At 73.0% G+C, this 14159-nt stretch carries 10 protein-coding genes; 7 read left to right on the forward strand and 3 right to left on the reverse strand.

Annotated features, from left to right (window positions below):
• Positions 1–435: 435 nt before the first annotated feature.
• Positions 436–1566 carry a D-alanine--D-alanine ligase family protein gene (locus WMF26_RS16830; protein WP_438001161.1) on the forward strand — a complete coding sequence of 377 codons (1131 nt, stop codon included), beginning with the start codon at positions 436–438 and terminating at the stop codon, positions 1564–1566.
• Positions 1563–2912 (forward strand): GNAT family N-acetyltransferase, encoded by a 1350-nt coding sequence (locus tag WMF26_RS16835; RefSeq protein ID WP_438001162.1) that lies wholly within the window; start codon positions 1563–1565, stop codon positions 2910–2912. Before WMF26_RS16830 ends, WMF26_RS16835 begins: the two co-directional genes overlap by 4 nt.
• A 35-nt stretch (positions 2913–2947) precedes the next feature.
• Here WMF26_RS16835 and WMF26_RS16840 read toward each other — a convergent pair whose 3' ends face one another.
• Positions 2948–3991 (reverse strand): serine/threonine protein kinase, encoded by a 1044-nt coding sequence (locus WMF26_RS16840; protein ID WP_061623916.1) that lies wholly within the window; start codon positions 3989–3991, stop codon positions 2948–2950.
• 288 nt (positions 3992–4279) lie between these two features.
• Here WMF26_RS16840 and WMF26_RS16845 point away from each other — a divergent pair, with 288 nt between their 5' ends.
• Positions 4280–4702, forward strand: coding sequence for a TerB family tellurite resistance protein (locus tag WMF26_RS16845; RefSeq protein ID WP_020735348.1), 423 nt, complete (start codon positions 4280–4282; stop codon positions 4700–4702).
• Between the two features lie 689 nt (positions 4703–5391).
• Positions 5392–6423, forward strand: a complete 1032-nt coding sequence (locus WMF26_RS16850) for a serine/threonine-protein kinase (protein ID WP_437947175.1) — start codon at positions 5392–5394, stop codon at positions 6421–6423.
• A 63-nt stretch (positions 6424–6486) separates the two neighbouring features.
• Here WMF26_RS16850 and WMF26_RS16855 read toward each other — a convergent pair whose 3' ends face one another.
• Positions 6487–7695, reverse strand: a complete 1209-nt coding sequence (locus WMF26_RS16855) for a hypothetical protein (protein ID WP_438001163.1) — start codon at positions 7693–7695, stop codon at positions 6487–6489.
• 381 nt (positions 7696–8076) lie between these two features.
• Between WMF26_RS16855 and WMF26_RS16860 the strand changes: the two genes are divergently transcribed.
• The 3 genes from WMF26_RS16860 to WMF26_RS16870 all read left to right on the forward strand — a co-directional run bounded on the left by WMF26_RS16860 (position 8077) and on the right by WMF26_RS16870 (position 12363).
• The gene (locus WMF26_RS16860; RefSeq protein ID WP_437947177.1) at positions 8077–9189 is read left to right on the forward strand and encodes an S-(hydroxymethyl)glutathione dehydrogenase/class III alcohol dehydrogenase; all 1113 of its coding nucleotides are present in this window, start codon (positions 8077–8079) and stop codon (positions 9187–9189) included.
• Positions 9190–9523: 334 nt separating this feature from the next.
• Positions 9524–11065 (forward strand): aminopeptidase, encoded by a 1542-nt coding sequence (locus WMF26_RS16865; RefSeq protein WP_438001164.1) that lies wholly within the window; start codon positions 9524–9526, stop codon positions 11063–11065.
• 575 nt (positions 11066–11640) lie between these two features.
• Positions 11641–12363 carry a type II toxin-antitoxin system RatA family toxin gene (locus tag WMF26_RS16870; RefSeq protein ID WP_438001165.1) on the forward strand — a complete coding sequence of 241 codons (723 nt, stop codon included), beginning with the start codon at positions 11641–11643 and terminating at the stop codon, positions 12361–12363.
• Positions 12364–12441: 78 nt separating this feature from the next.
• Here WMF26_RS16870 and WMF26_RS16875 read toward each other — a convergent pair whose 3' ends face one another.
• Entirely contained in the window at positions 12442–14133 is a 1692-nt protein-coding gene (locus WMF26_RS16875; protein ID WP_438001166.1) for a right-handed parallel beta-helix repeat-containing protein, read from the reverse strand.
• Positions 14134–14159 lie beyond the last annotated feature (26 nt).

Consider the following 14159-nt stretch of genomic DNA (forward strand, 5'->3'; position numbering starts at 1 on the left):
GCTCGCCCGCGCTCCCCTCTCTCCTGCACTCCATCCCTCGCTCGCCACGGGCGCTCCCCGAGGCGTCGCGCAGGCTCCCGGAGTGGCGGCTGGCTCACCGGATCTGAGGTGTCCGGGCCCCATCGCCTGGAAGAGCTCGCCCGCGGGCGTGTCGCGCAGGACGGGATGCGGCGGGGCGTCTCGGAGCGATGGCGCGCTGCATTGCCCATTCCGTCCGGAGAGCGCAAATCTCCCCTTGCGATTGCCGGGCAAGCTGGTGAAGTGGCGCCACTTGCATGCACGGATTCCGTCGCCTTCGCATCTCCTTCGACGAGGCGCTCTCTCCACGTTTCGGCTCCAACGGCCGGGCCCCGCGTCGCTCTCCGAGCGCGGCGCCGCTGTCGCGCGCTCATGTGCCCTGCGCGGGCGCGCGGCGCCGTGGCCCGGAGGCGCGCGGTGCCTGAGCCCCGGATACTGCTCCTGTCCAACAGAGACCCGGAGGAGGCGGTCGACGAGCCGCCACTGGCGCAACGGGTGGGGAGCGGCCGGCTCCGGCTCGGCCGCGAGGACGGCAGCGCGGCCGTCGCCGAGAGCGTCCTCGCGACGCTCGCCGCGGCCCCGGGCGCGCGCGTGGCGCACCGGCCCGTGCTCCGGCCGAGCGAGGTGCTCGCGGCGATCGGCGATCATCGCCCCGACGTGATCTTCAACCTGTGCGAGGCGCTCGACGGCGACAGCCGCCACGAGGTCATGTGCGCGTGGCTGCTCGCGGGGCTCGACCTCCCCTTCACGGGCAGCGATCACGTCGCGCTCCGGAGCTGCCTGCACAAGGCCGAGGCGAACCGCATCCTCGCGCGCGCCGGCGTGCGCGTGCCCGAGACGGTGCGGGTCGACGGTCCGGATCGCATCCCCGACGTCGCCTTCCCGGCCATCGTCAAGCCGGAGCGCGAGGACGGCTCGACCGGGATCGATCGGGGCTCGGTCGTCCGCGATCGCGCCGCGCTCCGCGACCAGGTGGCCGCGGTCGTCGCGCGGTGCCGCCAGCCGGTCGTGGTGCAGCGCTACGTGCACGGGCGGGAGCTCTCGGTCTCGCTGCTCGGCTGGCCCACGCCGCGCGTGCTGCCGCCCGGCGAGATCACCTTCCAGGGCCTGCCCGAGGGGCACCCGCACGTCGTCACGTACGAGTCGAAGTGGCGCCCCGAGACGGCCGCGTCGATCGGCACGCCGTCGACCGCGGCGGTGCTGCGGCCGCTCGAGCTGCGCCGGGTCGTCGCGGTCGGCCGCCGCGCCTTCGAGGTGCTCGGGCTGCGCGACTACGGCCGCGTCGACGTGCGGCTCGACGAGCGCGGGACGCCGTACGTCATCGACGTCAACCCGAACTGCGACCTCTCGCCGGACGCCGGCTTCGCGCGCGCGGCGGCGCGCGCCGGCCTCTCCTACGCCGACGTGATCGGGGAGATCCTCCGCGCCGCGCTCGCCCGCGGCCCGCGCCAGGGCGATCTGCTCCGCGCGCGCGGCCGCGCCCCGGCGCGGGGCCGCGCGCGCACCGCCGCGAGCCGCGCCCTCGCCGCCGCGCCCGAGGCGCCGTGATCACGCAGCGCGGCCTTTGCCCCGAAGACCGGCCGCTCATCGCGGAGCTGCTCGAGTCGCTCCCGGCGTTCACGGCCGACGAGCGCGCGGTGGCGCTGGAGCTCGTCGACGCGACGCTGGCCCAGCCCTCGTCGGACGGCTACCGGTTCGTGCTGAGCTTCCAGGGCGCGCCGGGCGGCGGCGGAGCGCCCCGGCTGGCGGGGTACCTCTGCTACGGCCGCACGCCGATGACGCAGTCCACGTACGACCTGTACTGGATCGCGACCTCGCCGGACTTCGCGCGCTCGGGGGTGGCGCGCGGGCTCGTCGCCACCATGGAGAGCGAGATCGCGCGCGAGGGCGGCGGCCTCGTGCGCGTGGAGACGGGCAGCCGGGAGGGGCACGGCGCGGCGGTGCGCTTCTACGACGCGGTGCAGTTCGCGCGGGCGGCGGTCATCGACGACTTCTACGCGCCGGGCGACGATCTCATCATCTACACGAAGCGGGTCGCTCCTGCGCGCGCCTCGGCCGCGCCGCCGGCCGGCAGGGGGGCGGGCGCCGCCTCGCCGGCCGCGCCGCCCGCGCCGGGCGAGCCGGCGCTCTACGACGCGGCCTTCGGCTACCGCGACTACGCCGCGGAGCGCGACTTCCTGCTCGCGTGCGCGCGCCGCTTCGGCGCCCGCCCGGTGCAGCGCGTGCTCTCGTGGGCGTGCGGGCCTGCGCGGCACCTGGAGGCGTTCGCCGAGCTCGGCGTCGGCTGCGCCGGCGCGGACGGCTCCGCGGCGATGATCGCCTACGCCGAGCGCGCCGCGTGCGCCCGCGGCGCCGGCGCTGGCGTCCGCTTCCATTGCGCGGAGCTCGACGAGCGCCCCGACGTCGCGCCGGTCGATCTCTCGTTCGTGCCGCTCTCGGCGATCCACCAGCTGGCCACGCCGGCGGCGCTCGAGCGCCACCTCCGGCTCGCGGCCTCGCTCCTCTTGCCGGGCGGCGTCCACGTCATCGAGGCGACGCACCCGGCCGATCTCACGCCGTCCGGCGTGAACCGGACCGAGTGGACCGAGCTGCGCGGCGAGCAGTCGATCGACGCGCGGTTCCGCATCCACACCGAGCGGGCCACGCCCGATCGCGTGGTGCCGGTGAGCCTCGAGGTGGTGTGCTCGGCCCGGCGCAACGGCGGCGCGCCGCGGGAGCTCTCGTCGTTCCGGCAGGAGGCGACCTGGTACATCCCGGACCTGGCCGGCTGGCGGCGCGTCGCGGAGCGGGTGCCGGAGCTCTCGCTGGTCGCGACGCTCGGCGACTTCAACGTCGACGTGCCGTTCGAGCACGCCGCCGCGTGGCGGCTGATCCTCGTGCTGAAGCGCGTCTGATCGCCCCTAGTTCCGCCCGCCCGCCGGCGCGCCGCTCAGTTCAGGTCCCAGAAGTACTTGCCCCCGCTCGGCGGCGGCTCGTCCTCGCCCCCGTCGGGCCCGCCGCCGTCCCCGGAGCGCGCGATCTGCATCACTTCCTCGAGCGAGCTCGCCTCGTCGCGCCAGTACGCTTCTGTACCGAAGTGCGGGAAAGTCCTCGGAAAAATGGGATCGTGCCACCGCCGCGCGATCCAGGCGGCGTAGTGGATCAGGCGGAGCCCTCGCAGCGGCTCGATCAGGGCAAGGGTCGAGCGGTCGAAGCGGCGGAGCTCCTCGTAGCCCTCGATGAAGAGCTCGCGCTGCCGCCGGGCGGTCGCGTCGCGGCCGGGGAGGAGGAGCCAGAGGTCTTGCACGGCGGGGCCGACGACCATGTCGTCGAAGTCGAGCACGCGGAGGGCGCCGTCGCGGAGGAGCAGGTTGCCCGGGTGCAGGTCGCCGTGGATGCGGTGCACGTCGACGCCGCGCAGGCGCTCCTCGGCCGCGTCGGCGACGGCGCGCGCGGCCGCGAGGTACCGCGGCGCGACGGCGGCGGGGATGACCTTGCGCTCGGCGAGCCAGCCGAGGTCCTCGCGCGCGTACGAGTCGGCGGAGAGCCGGACGCGGTGCTCGGCGGTCCGCTGCGCGCCCACGTTGTGGATGCGGGCGGCGAGCCTGCCGAGGCGCACGAACAGCTCGTCCCCGAGCTCGTCGGGGGCGCGGCCGCCCATGCGCTCGAAGAGGCAGTACTGGATGTGGTCGATCTGCTTGAGCGTCTCGCCGTCGGGGAACGGGCGCGTCGGGCAGACGGGGATCTCGGCGTCCGCGAGCTCGGCGAGGAACCGGTGCTCTTCGAGGATCTGCTCGCGGGTCCAGCGCCCTGGCCGGTAGAACTTCGCGACGATGCGGGTGCGGTCCTCGAGCTCGACCTCGTAGACGCGGTTCTCGAACGAGTTCAGCGGATAGCAGACGCGGTTGCAGAGGACGCCTGCGGCCTCGACGGCCTCGATCACCTTGTGCGGGGTCAGCGAGAGGAAGAGGTCGGTCGGGGTGGTGGAGGTCATGGTGGGGGCGTCGAGGTGGGGGAGGGGTTGCGTGGGGGTGAGGACCGCGGTCGCGGGGCTGATCTATCTGACCGTGGAGTTGAGCACCAACCGGCGCCGCGCTCGATGAGAAGTTTCGCCGCGCGCCCGGACTCCCTGGATCCCGGCGGCGGCCGCGGCGCGGAGCTCGACGGGCAGATCCAGGCAGCGCGCCGCCCGCTCGCCGCCGGGCCGAGCGCCCCGGCGGCGAGCGGGCGGGCGCGGTGGCGCTGTGTCCCGTGGGGTCGTGATACGCTAGCCTCGGATCGCATGATGGAAGAAACGCAGCTTTCCTTTCCTCACCTCGAGCTCAGCAAGCTCGAGGCGATGGTCGAGATCATGTTCCTCGCCGCGTACGCTGACGGATCCATCAACGAGGCCGAGCGCGCCGAGCTCACGGCGCACGCGGCGGCGATGAGCGCGGGCCGCCTCGGGGCGGAGGTCGTCGAGTCGCTCATCTCGATCATCGAGCGCTCGGTGCGCGAGGAGGGCAGGAATGGCCGCTTCGCGGCGCTCCGCGCGCGCCTGCCCGACGTGCGGATGCGCGAGGCCGCGATCGAGCTGGCGGTCCGCCTGGTCGCCGCCGACGGCGTGATCCACGAGAGCGAGCACGCGCTGCTCGTCGAGGCGGCGAGGGCGCTGGAGGTGCCGATCGCGTTCAAGGGGCGCGTCGCCTCCGGTTCGGCGCGCTGAACCGCGCCGAACCGCGCGACGCGCGCGAGCGGCGGCCGCGCCGCGAGCCGGGGGTGGGGTTCACTGTGGATGGCGAGCTGGTGAGCGACTTCCCCGCCTCGTCCGCGACCGAGCCCGGCGCGCTGGTCGGCCCCGGCCACGCGCCCCACGCTGCCGAGGGGCAGGGGGGCTGACACCCGACGCCGATGTGCTCGTCCTCCCCAGGGACCGGGCGCAGGGAATGCGCTCTGCTACAACCCTTGCGCCGCTGGCCGTCGCGCGCTGTCCGGGGCCGCTCCAGGCGGCGCCCGGAGGGCGTGAGGCGCGCTGATGGCGAGGGGCACCGGATCTGAGGTCTCGACCCCGCACCTCGGCGCCGCGGCGGGCGCGAAAGAGGCGCATTTGCGGCGGTTTTTGTCGGCCTGATCCTTGCAATATCGCGGGCCGGAGGGCCAGAGGGCCAAAGCAAGGTCATGGACACCCGACGAACCGACAGCTCCACGACGCCACATGGCGCATCGATGGATCCCGCCTCGAATCGCTCCCGTCCCCCGAGCGGGGGCAGAGCTTCTTCTCCGCGCGCGTACCGCTCGCCGCGATCTCCGCGCTGGTCTTCGGCGCACCGCCCCCCGTTCGATCCCGTCGATTTCCGGACGTCAGGCCGGCTGTCGCGGCCGTCCGCCTCGGTAAGGCGTCCTGGCGGCGAGGTCGTGCCGCTGGAGCCGGCGAGCGACACGCCCGCCCCGGCCAGCGTGCCGCCTGCCACGCTGCGGGCGGGGCTCGCGGGCGTGTCGCCTGCCGTCGCCCTGCCGGCTCCGGCGACCGACGCGCCGGCCGCCGCGCTGCGGCGCTACGCCCCAGGCGACGTCCTGGCGGGGCGGTATCGCCTCACGGAGCTGATCGGGGAGGGCAGCATGGGCGCTGTCTGGAAGGCGCGGAATCTCGCCCTGAACCTCGATGTCGCGCTGAAGCTCATCCGTCGTGACTGCGCGGTTCCGGAGGCTGCTTCGCGGCTGCTCAAGGAGGCGCAGGCGACGGCGCGCGTGTCCCACCGGGCGGCGGTGCGGGTGTTCGATCTCAGCTTCACCGAGGAAGGGGAGCCGTTCGTGGTGATGGAGCTCCTCCAGGGCCGGTCGCTGGCCCAGGTGGTGGCCGAGTCGGGCGCGATGTCGCCCATCTCCGCGGTCCAGCTGCTCCTGCCCGTGATCGGGGCGCTCAGCGCCGCGCATGGCGCGGGGGTCGTGCACCGGGACGTGAAGCCCGCGAACATCGTGCTCGTGCGCGACGGCCGCCGGACGGTCCCCAAGCTGATCGATTTCGGGATCGCCTTCACGGACACGCGCGCGGTGGACGGCGGGCAGAAGGACGCGCTGGTCGGGAGCCCGGCCTACATGGCGCCCGAGCAGGTCCGCGGCGGGCAGGAGTCGGACGCGCGCTCCGACGTGTGGAGCGTGTGCGTGGTGCTCTACGAGCTCGTGAGCGGCCGGCGGCCGTTCGGCGGGCCGGGGAGCATCTCCATCGTGCACGACGTGCTGCGGGTCGATCCGCCGCGTCCGGAGGCGTTCGAGGCGCACCCGCGGCTCTGGGAGATCATCGAGCGGGGGCTGGCCAAGTCCCCCGACGGGCGGTTCCCCGCGATGGCGTCGCTGGGGCGGGCGCTGGCCCAGTGGGCGATCGCGGCCGGGGTCGCCCACGACGTGACGGGGGCCTCGCTCGTCGATTACTGGCTGCCCTCTTCCTGATCCCAGCGCCGAGACGCCGGCGCTCCCCGCGCCGCGCGAAGAGCTGCCTCTCGTCGGGCCGGCTCAGTACTGCACGTCGCAGCCTTTCGAATCGGCGAAGGCTTTCATGGTCTCGAGCTCGGTCGGGGTCGCGTCGCCGTAGGCCCAGCTGATCGCGCCGGCATAGCCCTGGCTGTACCAGCTCTCCAGGAGCATCGACAGGGTGGCCGTGGCCAGGCCGGCGACGGGGAAATCGGCCATGACGACCGGTTTGTCCGTGATGCCGTAGTCCGCGGGCGACTGGTTGTAAGGCCAGTAGCGGTTGACCCGGTCGTTCATGTGAAATGTGTAGAAATCGACGTCGGTGGTCGTCCACGCGCGCGCCCACTTCATCGAGGCCGAGCCGATCGTGATGAGCGCCCGGCTCTCCGCGCGCAATACCCCGATCGTGTCGCGGAGGAAGGCCTCCATCTGCTCGTGCGCGATCGGCTCCACCTGGGGATCCGGGTCGTAGTCGGGGTCGCCGTACGGGCTCGGGCCGGTCATGGCCAGCTCGGGCTCGTTGATGACGTCCCAGGCGACCATCCGGTGCCGGTACGGGCTCTGCTCGACCGCCTGGGCGAGCGGCCTGACGACGTTCTCCAGGAGCGCCGCGCGCCGCGCGGCGTCCGTCACGAGCGGGGCAATGCCGACCGTCCTCACGTCGGCGTCGACCCGGGTCGCATGGAAGTTGTCGAAGGAGAAGAGACAGAACATGAGGTGGACGTCCGCCTGCTCGGCGAGCTCGAGCGCCTTCTCGACGTCGCCCCGCGTCGTCCCGCCGAGGCCGGTCGGGCTGTCGTTCGCGTCGAAGACGACGCCCTCACCCCGCAGCTCCGGCAGCATCCACCACCGCACGACGCTCGCCCCGTGCGCGCGGATGCCGGCGAGGTTCTTCGCATGCGTCTCCGCCTCGGCCGCGACGCCGCGCTTGTCCCACGCGGCGATGCCGCCGAAATCGCCGGCGAAGTTGTGCCACGCGTAGTTCATTCCGAACATGAAGCGCGTCTCGCACCCGATCTTGATTCCACCCTTCTCCGCAGGGCACTCGTCGACACACTCCATGACGCCGCCCAGCCCGCCTTGCCCGCCGCCCAGGCCCCCCTGGCCGCCCTCGAAGGGGGCGCTCCCCCCGCCGCCGTCCTCGCCCGCGGCCGCGTCTCCAGGCGATCTGCCCCCCGAGCAGGCGGCGAGGGACAGCGCGGCTGCTGCGGTGAGGGCGCGGTGACCGGGTATGCGACGAGCGGTGCGCATAAGGATAACGGAGCGATGGTACGCTCGCCCGTTCACGAGCGCCATCCGAATCCCTGCCTCGCCGGCCGAGAGCAGCCTCTCGCGAGGTCGCGTGAACGGCGCGCAATGCCTCTGCACGACAGAGGTCGTCTGCCCCACGAGCGGCGCGCGTCGCTGTGGGGCGGAGTGGGAGCGCGCCAGGCCGGGCGCGCGGGCGGGGCCGCCGAAATGGGGGCGAGCGGGCCGCGCCGGCGCGCGCCGCGACGCGAGCGGGCGGGGCGGTGGCGCGGGGCGGGGCCGGCCGGGTCCCCCTTGAAACCTGCTTCCCCGGCCGGCTATTGGAGGGGCTCGGGCGCCGCTCGGGCCCCGAACGCCCCGCTTGCGGGAGGAGAACCACCGATCATGAAAGCGCGCGCAGCCGTGGCCCACAAGGCCGGCGAGAAGCTCACGGTCGAGGACGTCCAGGTGGAGGGCCCTCGCGAAGGCGAGGTCCTCATCGAGATCAAGGCCACCGGCGTCTGCCACACCGACGCTTACACCCTCTCGGGCAAGGATCCGGAAGGCCTCTTCCCCGCGATCCTCGGCCACGAGGGCGCGGGCGTCGTCGTCGACGTCGGCCCGTCGGTGAAGAGCGTCAAGAAGGGCGATCACGTCATCCCCCTCTACACGCCCGAATGCCGGCAGTGCTCTTACTGCACCAGCGGAAAAACCAACCTCTGCCAGGCCATCCGCGCCACGCAGGGCCGAGGGCTCATGCCGGACGGAACGAGCCGCTTCTCGATCGGCAACGAGCGGATTCACCATTACATGGGCACGTCGACGTTCTCGAGCTTCACCGTCCTGCCCGAGATCGCCGTCGCCAAGATCCGCGAGGACGCGCCGTTCGACAAGGTCTGCTACATCGGCTGCGGCGTGACGACGGGTATCGGCGCCGTCGTCAACACCGCGCAGGTGCGGCCCGGCGACAACGTGGTGGTCTTCGGCCTCGGCGGCATCGGGCTCAACGTGATCCAGGGCGCCCGGATGGCCGGCGCCGACCTCATCGTCGGCGTCGACATCAACCCGAAGCGCCGTGAGCTGGCCGAGAAGTTCGGCATGACCCACTTCGTCAACCCGAACGAGGTGCAGGGAGATCTCGTGCCCTACCTCGTCGACCTGACCCGGGGCGGCGCCGATTTCAGCTTCGAGTGCATCGGCAACGTCAAGGTGATGCGCCAGGCGCTCGAGTGCTGCCACAAGGGCTGGGGGACGAGCATCATCATCGGCGTCGCCGGCGCCGGCGAGGAGATCTCCACGCGCCCGTTCCAGCTCGTCACCGGGCGCGTCTGGAAGGGCACCGCGTTCGGCGGCGCCCGGGGGCGCACCGACGTCCCCAAGATCGTCGACTGGTACATGGAGGGCAAGATCAAGATCGACGAGCTCATCACGCACACGATGCCGCTCGACGACATCAACCGCTCGCTCGACCTCATGCACAGCGGCGAGTCGATCCGCAGCGTCGTGCTCTTCTCCTGAAGCGCGCCTCTCCGTCGCTCCTCTCGCTCCTCTCGCTCCGATTCCCCTCCGATTCCCCTCCGATTCCCCTCCATTCCCCTCCATTCCCGACCACGAGCGCTCTCCCGCGCCGCGCGAGGAGGGAGCGCGGCCGGCGGCGGCGCTCGGCCGCGACCGTGACCGTCGGGGCGGACGCGCGCGTCATCGCGCCTGCGGGCGAGCTCGCCCTGGCCGCGGCGCGGGCACGCGGCGGCCGGCCACGTCCGGCCAGCGGCCATCGGGGCAGGTGTCGGTACCCTGCCGGGCGGCGACGGATGCTGCAAAAATGCCGATCCCTGTGACATCATCCGCGGCCATGGTGCATGTCACTTCGCTGGCGGGGTTGCCCGCGAACGCCCTCGCCGAGTCGACCTCGGCGACCGCGGGCTGCGATGCTGTCGTCCTCGTCGCGCCGTCGCCGATCGCGAAGCACGCAGGGGGGCTCGGGCCCGCGATCGGCGCGGTGGTCGAGGCGGCCGCGCGCGTCGACTGCGCGCTGGAGGGCAAGTGTGCGCCGCTCGTCCTGCCGGCGCCCGGCGTGCCCGGCGGGCGTCTGGTGCTCGCGCCGGCGGGGGCGCTCTCGGAGGACATCGACGACGTCCGCTCCATCGCGGAGGCGGCGGCGGCCGGCTTCGCGCGGGCGGTGGAGGCGGGGGCGAGCCGGCCGCTGCTCGTCGTGCGCGCGCCGTCCGCGCCGCGGTTCGCGCGGGCGATCGAGGTGGGCGCCCTGGCGGCGCTCGGGAGCCAGTGGACCCCGCTGGAGGCGCGGGAGGCGGAGATGGCCCCGCGCTCGGCCGAGTCGCTCGCGGTGCTCGGGCTGCCCGAGCCGCGCGCCCGCGAGATCGCGGCCATCGAGGTCGGCCGCGCGCTCTGCCGCGACATCACCGGCACCGAGCCGGAGCGGATGGCGCCCCGCCGCGTCGCCGAGATGTGCGAGGCGGCGTTCGCCAGGACGGGCGTGCTCGTCAAGATCGAGCGCAACGTCGACGACTACCCGCTCATCAGCGCGGTCTCGCGGGCGTCGCGGGTGGTCGAGCGGCACCGGCCGTGCGTCGTGCGGCTCGACTACCGGCCTCGCGGGGAGATCCGGCGCACCGTGATGCTCGCGGGCAAGGGCGTCACCTACGACACCGGCGGCGTCGACCTGAAGACCGACGGGCACATGGCCGGGATGTCCCGCGACAAGGGCGGCGCCGGCGCGGTCGCCGGGCTCGTGCGCGCGGCCGCGGCGCTCGGCCTGGAGGGCGTGCGTATCGTCGGGCTGCTCGGGCTCGTGCGCAACAGCATCGGCGAGGAGTCGTACGTCAGCGACGAGATCATCCGCAGCCGCGCCGGCGTGCGCGTGCGGATCGGCAACACCGACGCCGAGGGGCGCCTCATCCTGGCCGACCTGCTCGCGCTCGCGCGGGAGCTCGCCATGAGCGGCGCCGCCGACCCGATCCTGTTCTCGGTCGCGACGCTGACGGGGCACGTCTACCGCGCCCACGGGCCGTACACCGGCGCGATCGGCAACGCCGCCGCCCGGCCCGAGCTCGACCGGCTCGACGTCCTCGCGGAGCGCTGGGGCGAGCCGATGGAGCGCGTGCGGCCGCGGCGCGAGGACTACGCGTTCGTCGCGCCGCGGTCGAGCGCCGAGGACGTGGTGTCGTCGAACCGCCTCGCCTCGGTGAACACGCCGCGCGGCCACCAGTTCCCCTTCGCGTTCCTCGACATCGCCTCGGGGCTCAAGGGGGGGACGCTCCCGTTCATCCACCTCGACATCGGCGGCGTCAGCGTCGAGTCCGCAGACTGGCAGTTCGGCCGCCCCACCGGCGTCCCCATCCCCAGCCTAACCGCCTACCTCTCTGGTGAGTCTTAGGGGCACACCCGCTTCGGATACGGGCCCATCTCGACGTTTTCGGTGCTCGGCGTACAGGAAGTACGCCTGCGCGCCGAAAACGCCGATCTGGGCCCGTCTCCTGTGCGGGTGTGCCCCGGCGACGGTCGGGGGGAGAAGGGGGAGAGAGGGGTGGACGGAATTGGTGGAGGGAGTTCGCTGATTCGGAGGGGACGGGTTTGTGCGCGTCGCATGCTTTAGAGCGGTTCTCTCTCGGGTTCATGCCGACGTCTTCCGTCCTTCGTCTCTCGTCTCCCGTCTTCCGTGCTCGTCCTTCGTGCGCGTGCGCGTGCGCGATTCCCCGGAGTCAACGCGCACGAGCACGGAAGACGGGAACTAGAGACAGAGACACGAGTCGGACGACGGCGCATCCGCTCCAGCGGAAAACCGCTCGAGGAGGGCGGGGAGGTCTCGCTGTTCTCCGGGGTCTATGCGCGTGCGGTGGGGAGGGGATCCGTTCTTGGCGGCGGGGTGGGGTGGGGCCTGAGCGTTGATGTGCGGAGCGGTATCAGCGCCGGGGGGCGGCGGCGGGCACGTCGCTGGCAAGCTCGGCGGTCATGGGGAGAACTCGCTCGACCACCATCGCCCATCGCGCCCTGATCCAGCCCGCGCTCTCCGGAGGACTCGCGCTCGCGCTCGCCGCGTGCGGCGCCGGTGAACAAGGGAGCACCCTGGATGCACCGAGCCTGCCGCTGACACAGCGCGACAGCGGCGATGTCCTGCCGGCCGCCGCCAGCGACGACGGAGGCGAGCGCGCGCAGCCGGCGCCGGACGCCGCAGGGATCGCGAGCGTGGCGGTCCCGATCGGCAGCACCGGGTTCTCGCGCGGAAGGTCGACGGCCGTCGTCAAGGCCCCGCTGGAGCGCGTGCGCGCCACCGTGCTCTCGTTCGAGCGCTATCCGGAGTTCATGCCGCACTACAAGAAGTGCCGCGTGCTCGGGCGCACGCCCGCAGGCGGATGGGATATCTACATGGAGGTCTCGGCGCTGCAGGGCGCCGTCACGATGTGGGCGCGCATCGAGTTCCAGAAGGCCGCCCTCGTGGACGGGGTCGAGACCTACTCGTCACGCTTCGTCGCCGGCAACGTGAAAGACCTCCAGGCCACCTGGCAGCTGGAGAAGATCGACGCCCGGACGACGCGCGTGTCCCTCGAGGTCTTCCTCCGGCCGAAGCTGCCGCTGCCGAAGAGCCTCCTCAACGCAGAGAACCTGGACGGCTCGGCGCGCGCCGTCGCGGCCGTCCGGGCGCGCGCCGAGCAGGCGCAGGACGGGAACCGCTGACGCGCGCCGGATCGAGGCCGGCGAGGCGAACGCCGAGCGGCGCGGCTCTCTCCGGAGGCGCGACGTCCGCGTCTCGCCTCAGGGCATCCGGACGCTGAGGTTGTCCACCGGCCCCCACGGGCCGTCCGGAGGAGGGGCGCCGAGCGTCCACTTGCGGATCGGCGTCCCGGGGGGCAGGCCGACGTAGCTGTGGCGGTGGCGAGACCCGTTCAGGTGCGCCCGGTTGCCCAGGAAGGCGCTCAGCCCGGCGGGATCCTCGTTCTGGATGCCGTACAGCGTGTTCCCCGACAGCGTGTTTCCCTCGACCAGCGCGCGCGCGCAGCCCCGCAGCCAGATCCCTTTTCCGTCGTTGTTGGCGGCATTGCACCCGACGATCCGCGCGTCCTTCTGCCGGTCGAGCAGGAACCCCGCCCCCTTCCGCGGGTCGCCGCGCGACGGACCGGCGTCGACCGGCGGGGCCGGCGGCTGCACGAACAGGGGGGCGCGGTGCACCGTGTTGCTGTCGGCGATGCAGTCGATGAACGCGTTGCCCTCGCCGCCCACCAGGCCGCCCCCCGGGTCCGCGAGCGGCGCCGACGCGATGAACCCGGCCGCGAGGCCGTCGTTCTCGGCCGTCCCGCTCGCGTTCCTGTTGCCCAGGGCCACGCAGCGCCGCAGCACCACCTGGCCGGTCGCGTGGAGCGCGAAGCCGGCGGCGGGCGCGTTCGCGCCCACGCTGTGGTTGCCCAGCGCGCGGCAGCCCTCGATCGACGCGCGGAACACCGCCCGGCCGATGCGGAAGCCGAGCGCGGAGAAATCGCGGACCGCGTCAGCGGACGCGGCCGGGTTCGCGTTGTAGTTCCCGTCCGCCTCGCAATCGACCATCTCGAGGTTGTTCGTGGTCGAGATGTTGAATCCGCACGCTCGGTTGCCGGTGAGCGTGAAGTTCCGGTTCGCCCGGCAGCGCAGGAACTTGTAATTCTCGCCCCAGGCGAAGAAGCCGGCCGGCTCGCCGCCCGACGTGTTGTCGTGCGCCTCGCAGTCCTCCACGAGCACGTTCCGGCAGATGACGAAGTCGGCGCCGACGACGTTGAACTGCACCCCGCTCGGCTCAGCGCTGGTGTTCGCCGTGCGGTTGAACACGCACCGCTTGACCTCCACGTCGTCGCAGAACAGGACGAGCGCGCCCAGCGTCACCACGAAATCGAGCCGGCTCGTGTTCTCCGAGCACACGCAGTCGAGCATCCGGATGTCGGACGCAAAGGCGATGTTGCCCTCGGCGTCCTGCGCGCCCATCACGAAGATCCCGCCGTTGCGGCGCAGGAACGTCGTGTCGACCACCCCGTCGCCGCCGCACCGCGTGACCGACAGGCCGATCAGATCCACCTGGCAGCACGCCTTGGCGACGATCCCCACCCCCTGGACCCCGAGCACGCCGCCGTTCTTGATGACGAGCCGGCGACGCCCCTCGGCGTAGACGCCCACGTTCCCGGAGACGACCTCGCCCCGGCACGGCCGCGCGCTCGGATCCGGAGAGCGGGCGGGCGCCGGAGGGTCGATCTGCCGCAGCGTCCTCCCGCACAGGTCCAGCGTGACATCGTCGCTGGCGATCGTGATCGCCCGCGCGTTCTCGTCCGCCGCCACCCAGTCGACGTCCTCGACCAGCGCGTACTGGCCGGGCGCCGTGATGACGAAGGGGACACGGCGGGTCGGGTCCGGTCCGCCGTTGATGTCCTGCGCCGTGATCGGCGTCCTGCGGCAGCACGCGCCGCCGTGGGGGGGCTCGCTCATGATCCTCGGCCGGGAGTCTACCCGAG

Origin of the sequence: Sorangium sp. So ce185 (genome assembly GCF_051526825.1) — a bacterium.
Classification (GTDB): Bacteria; Myxococcota_A; Polyangia; order Polyangiales; family Polyangiaceae; genus Sorangium; species Sorangium cellulosum_D.

Excerpts from the sequence above, each read along its gene's own strand:
- WMF26_RS16845 (WP_020735348.1), top strand. The coding sequence starts at position 4,280 with ATGATGGAAGAAACGCAGCTTTCCTTTCCTCACCTCGAGCTCAGCAAG.
- WMF26_RS16840 (WP_061623916.1), bottom strand. The coding sequence starts at position 3,991 with ATGACCTCCACCACCCCGACCGACCTCTTCCTCTCGCTGACCCCGCAC.
- WMF26_RS16865 (WP_438001164.1), top strand. The coding sequence starts at position 9,524 with ATGGTGCATGTCACTTCGCTGGCGGGGTTGCCCGCGAACGCCCTCGCC.
- WMF26_RS16855 (WP_438001163.1), bottom strand. The coding sequence starts at position 7,695 with ATGCGCACCGCTCGTCGCATACCCGGTCACCGCGCCCTCACCGCAGCA.
- WMF26_RS16860 (WP_437947177.1), top strand. The coding sequence starts at position 8,077 with ATGAAAGCGCGCGCAGCCGTGGCCCACAAGGCCGGCGAGAAGCTCACG.
- WMF26_RS16875 (WP_438001166.1), bottom strand. The coding sequence starts at position 14,133 with ATGAGCGAGCCCCCCCACGGCGGCGCGTGCTGCCGCAGGACGCCGATC.
- WMF26_RS16870 (WP_438001165.1), top strand. The coding sequence starts at position 11,641 with ATGGGGAGAACTCGCTCGACCACCATCGCCCATCGCGCCCTGATCCAG.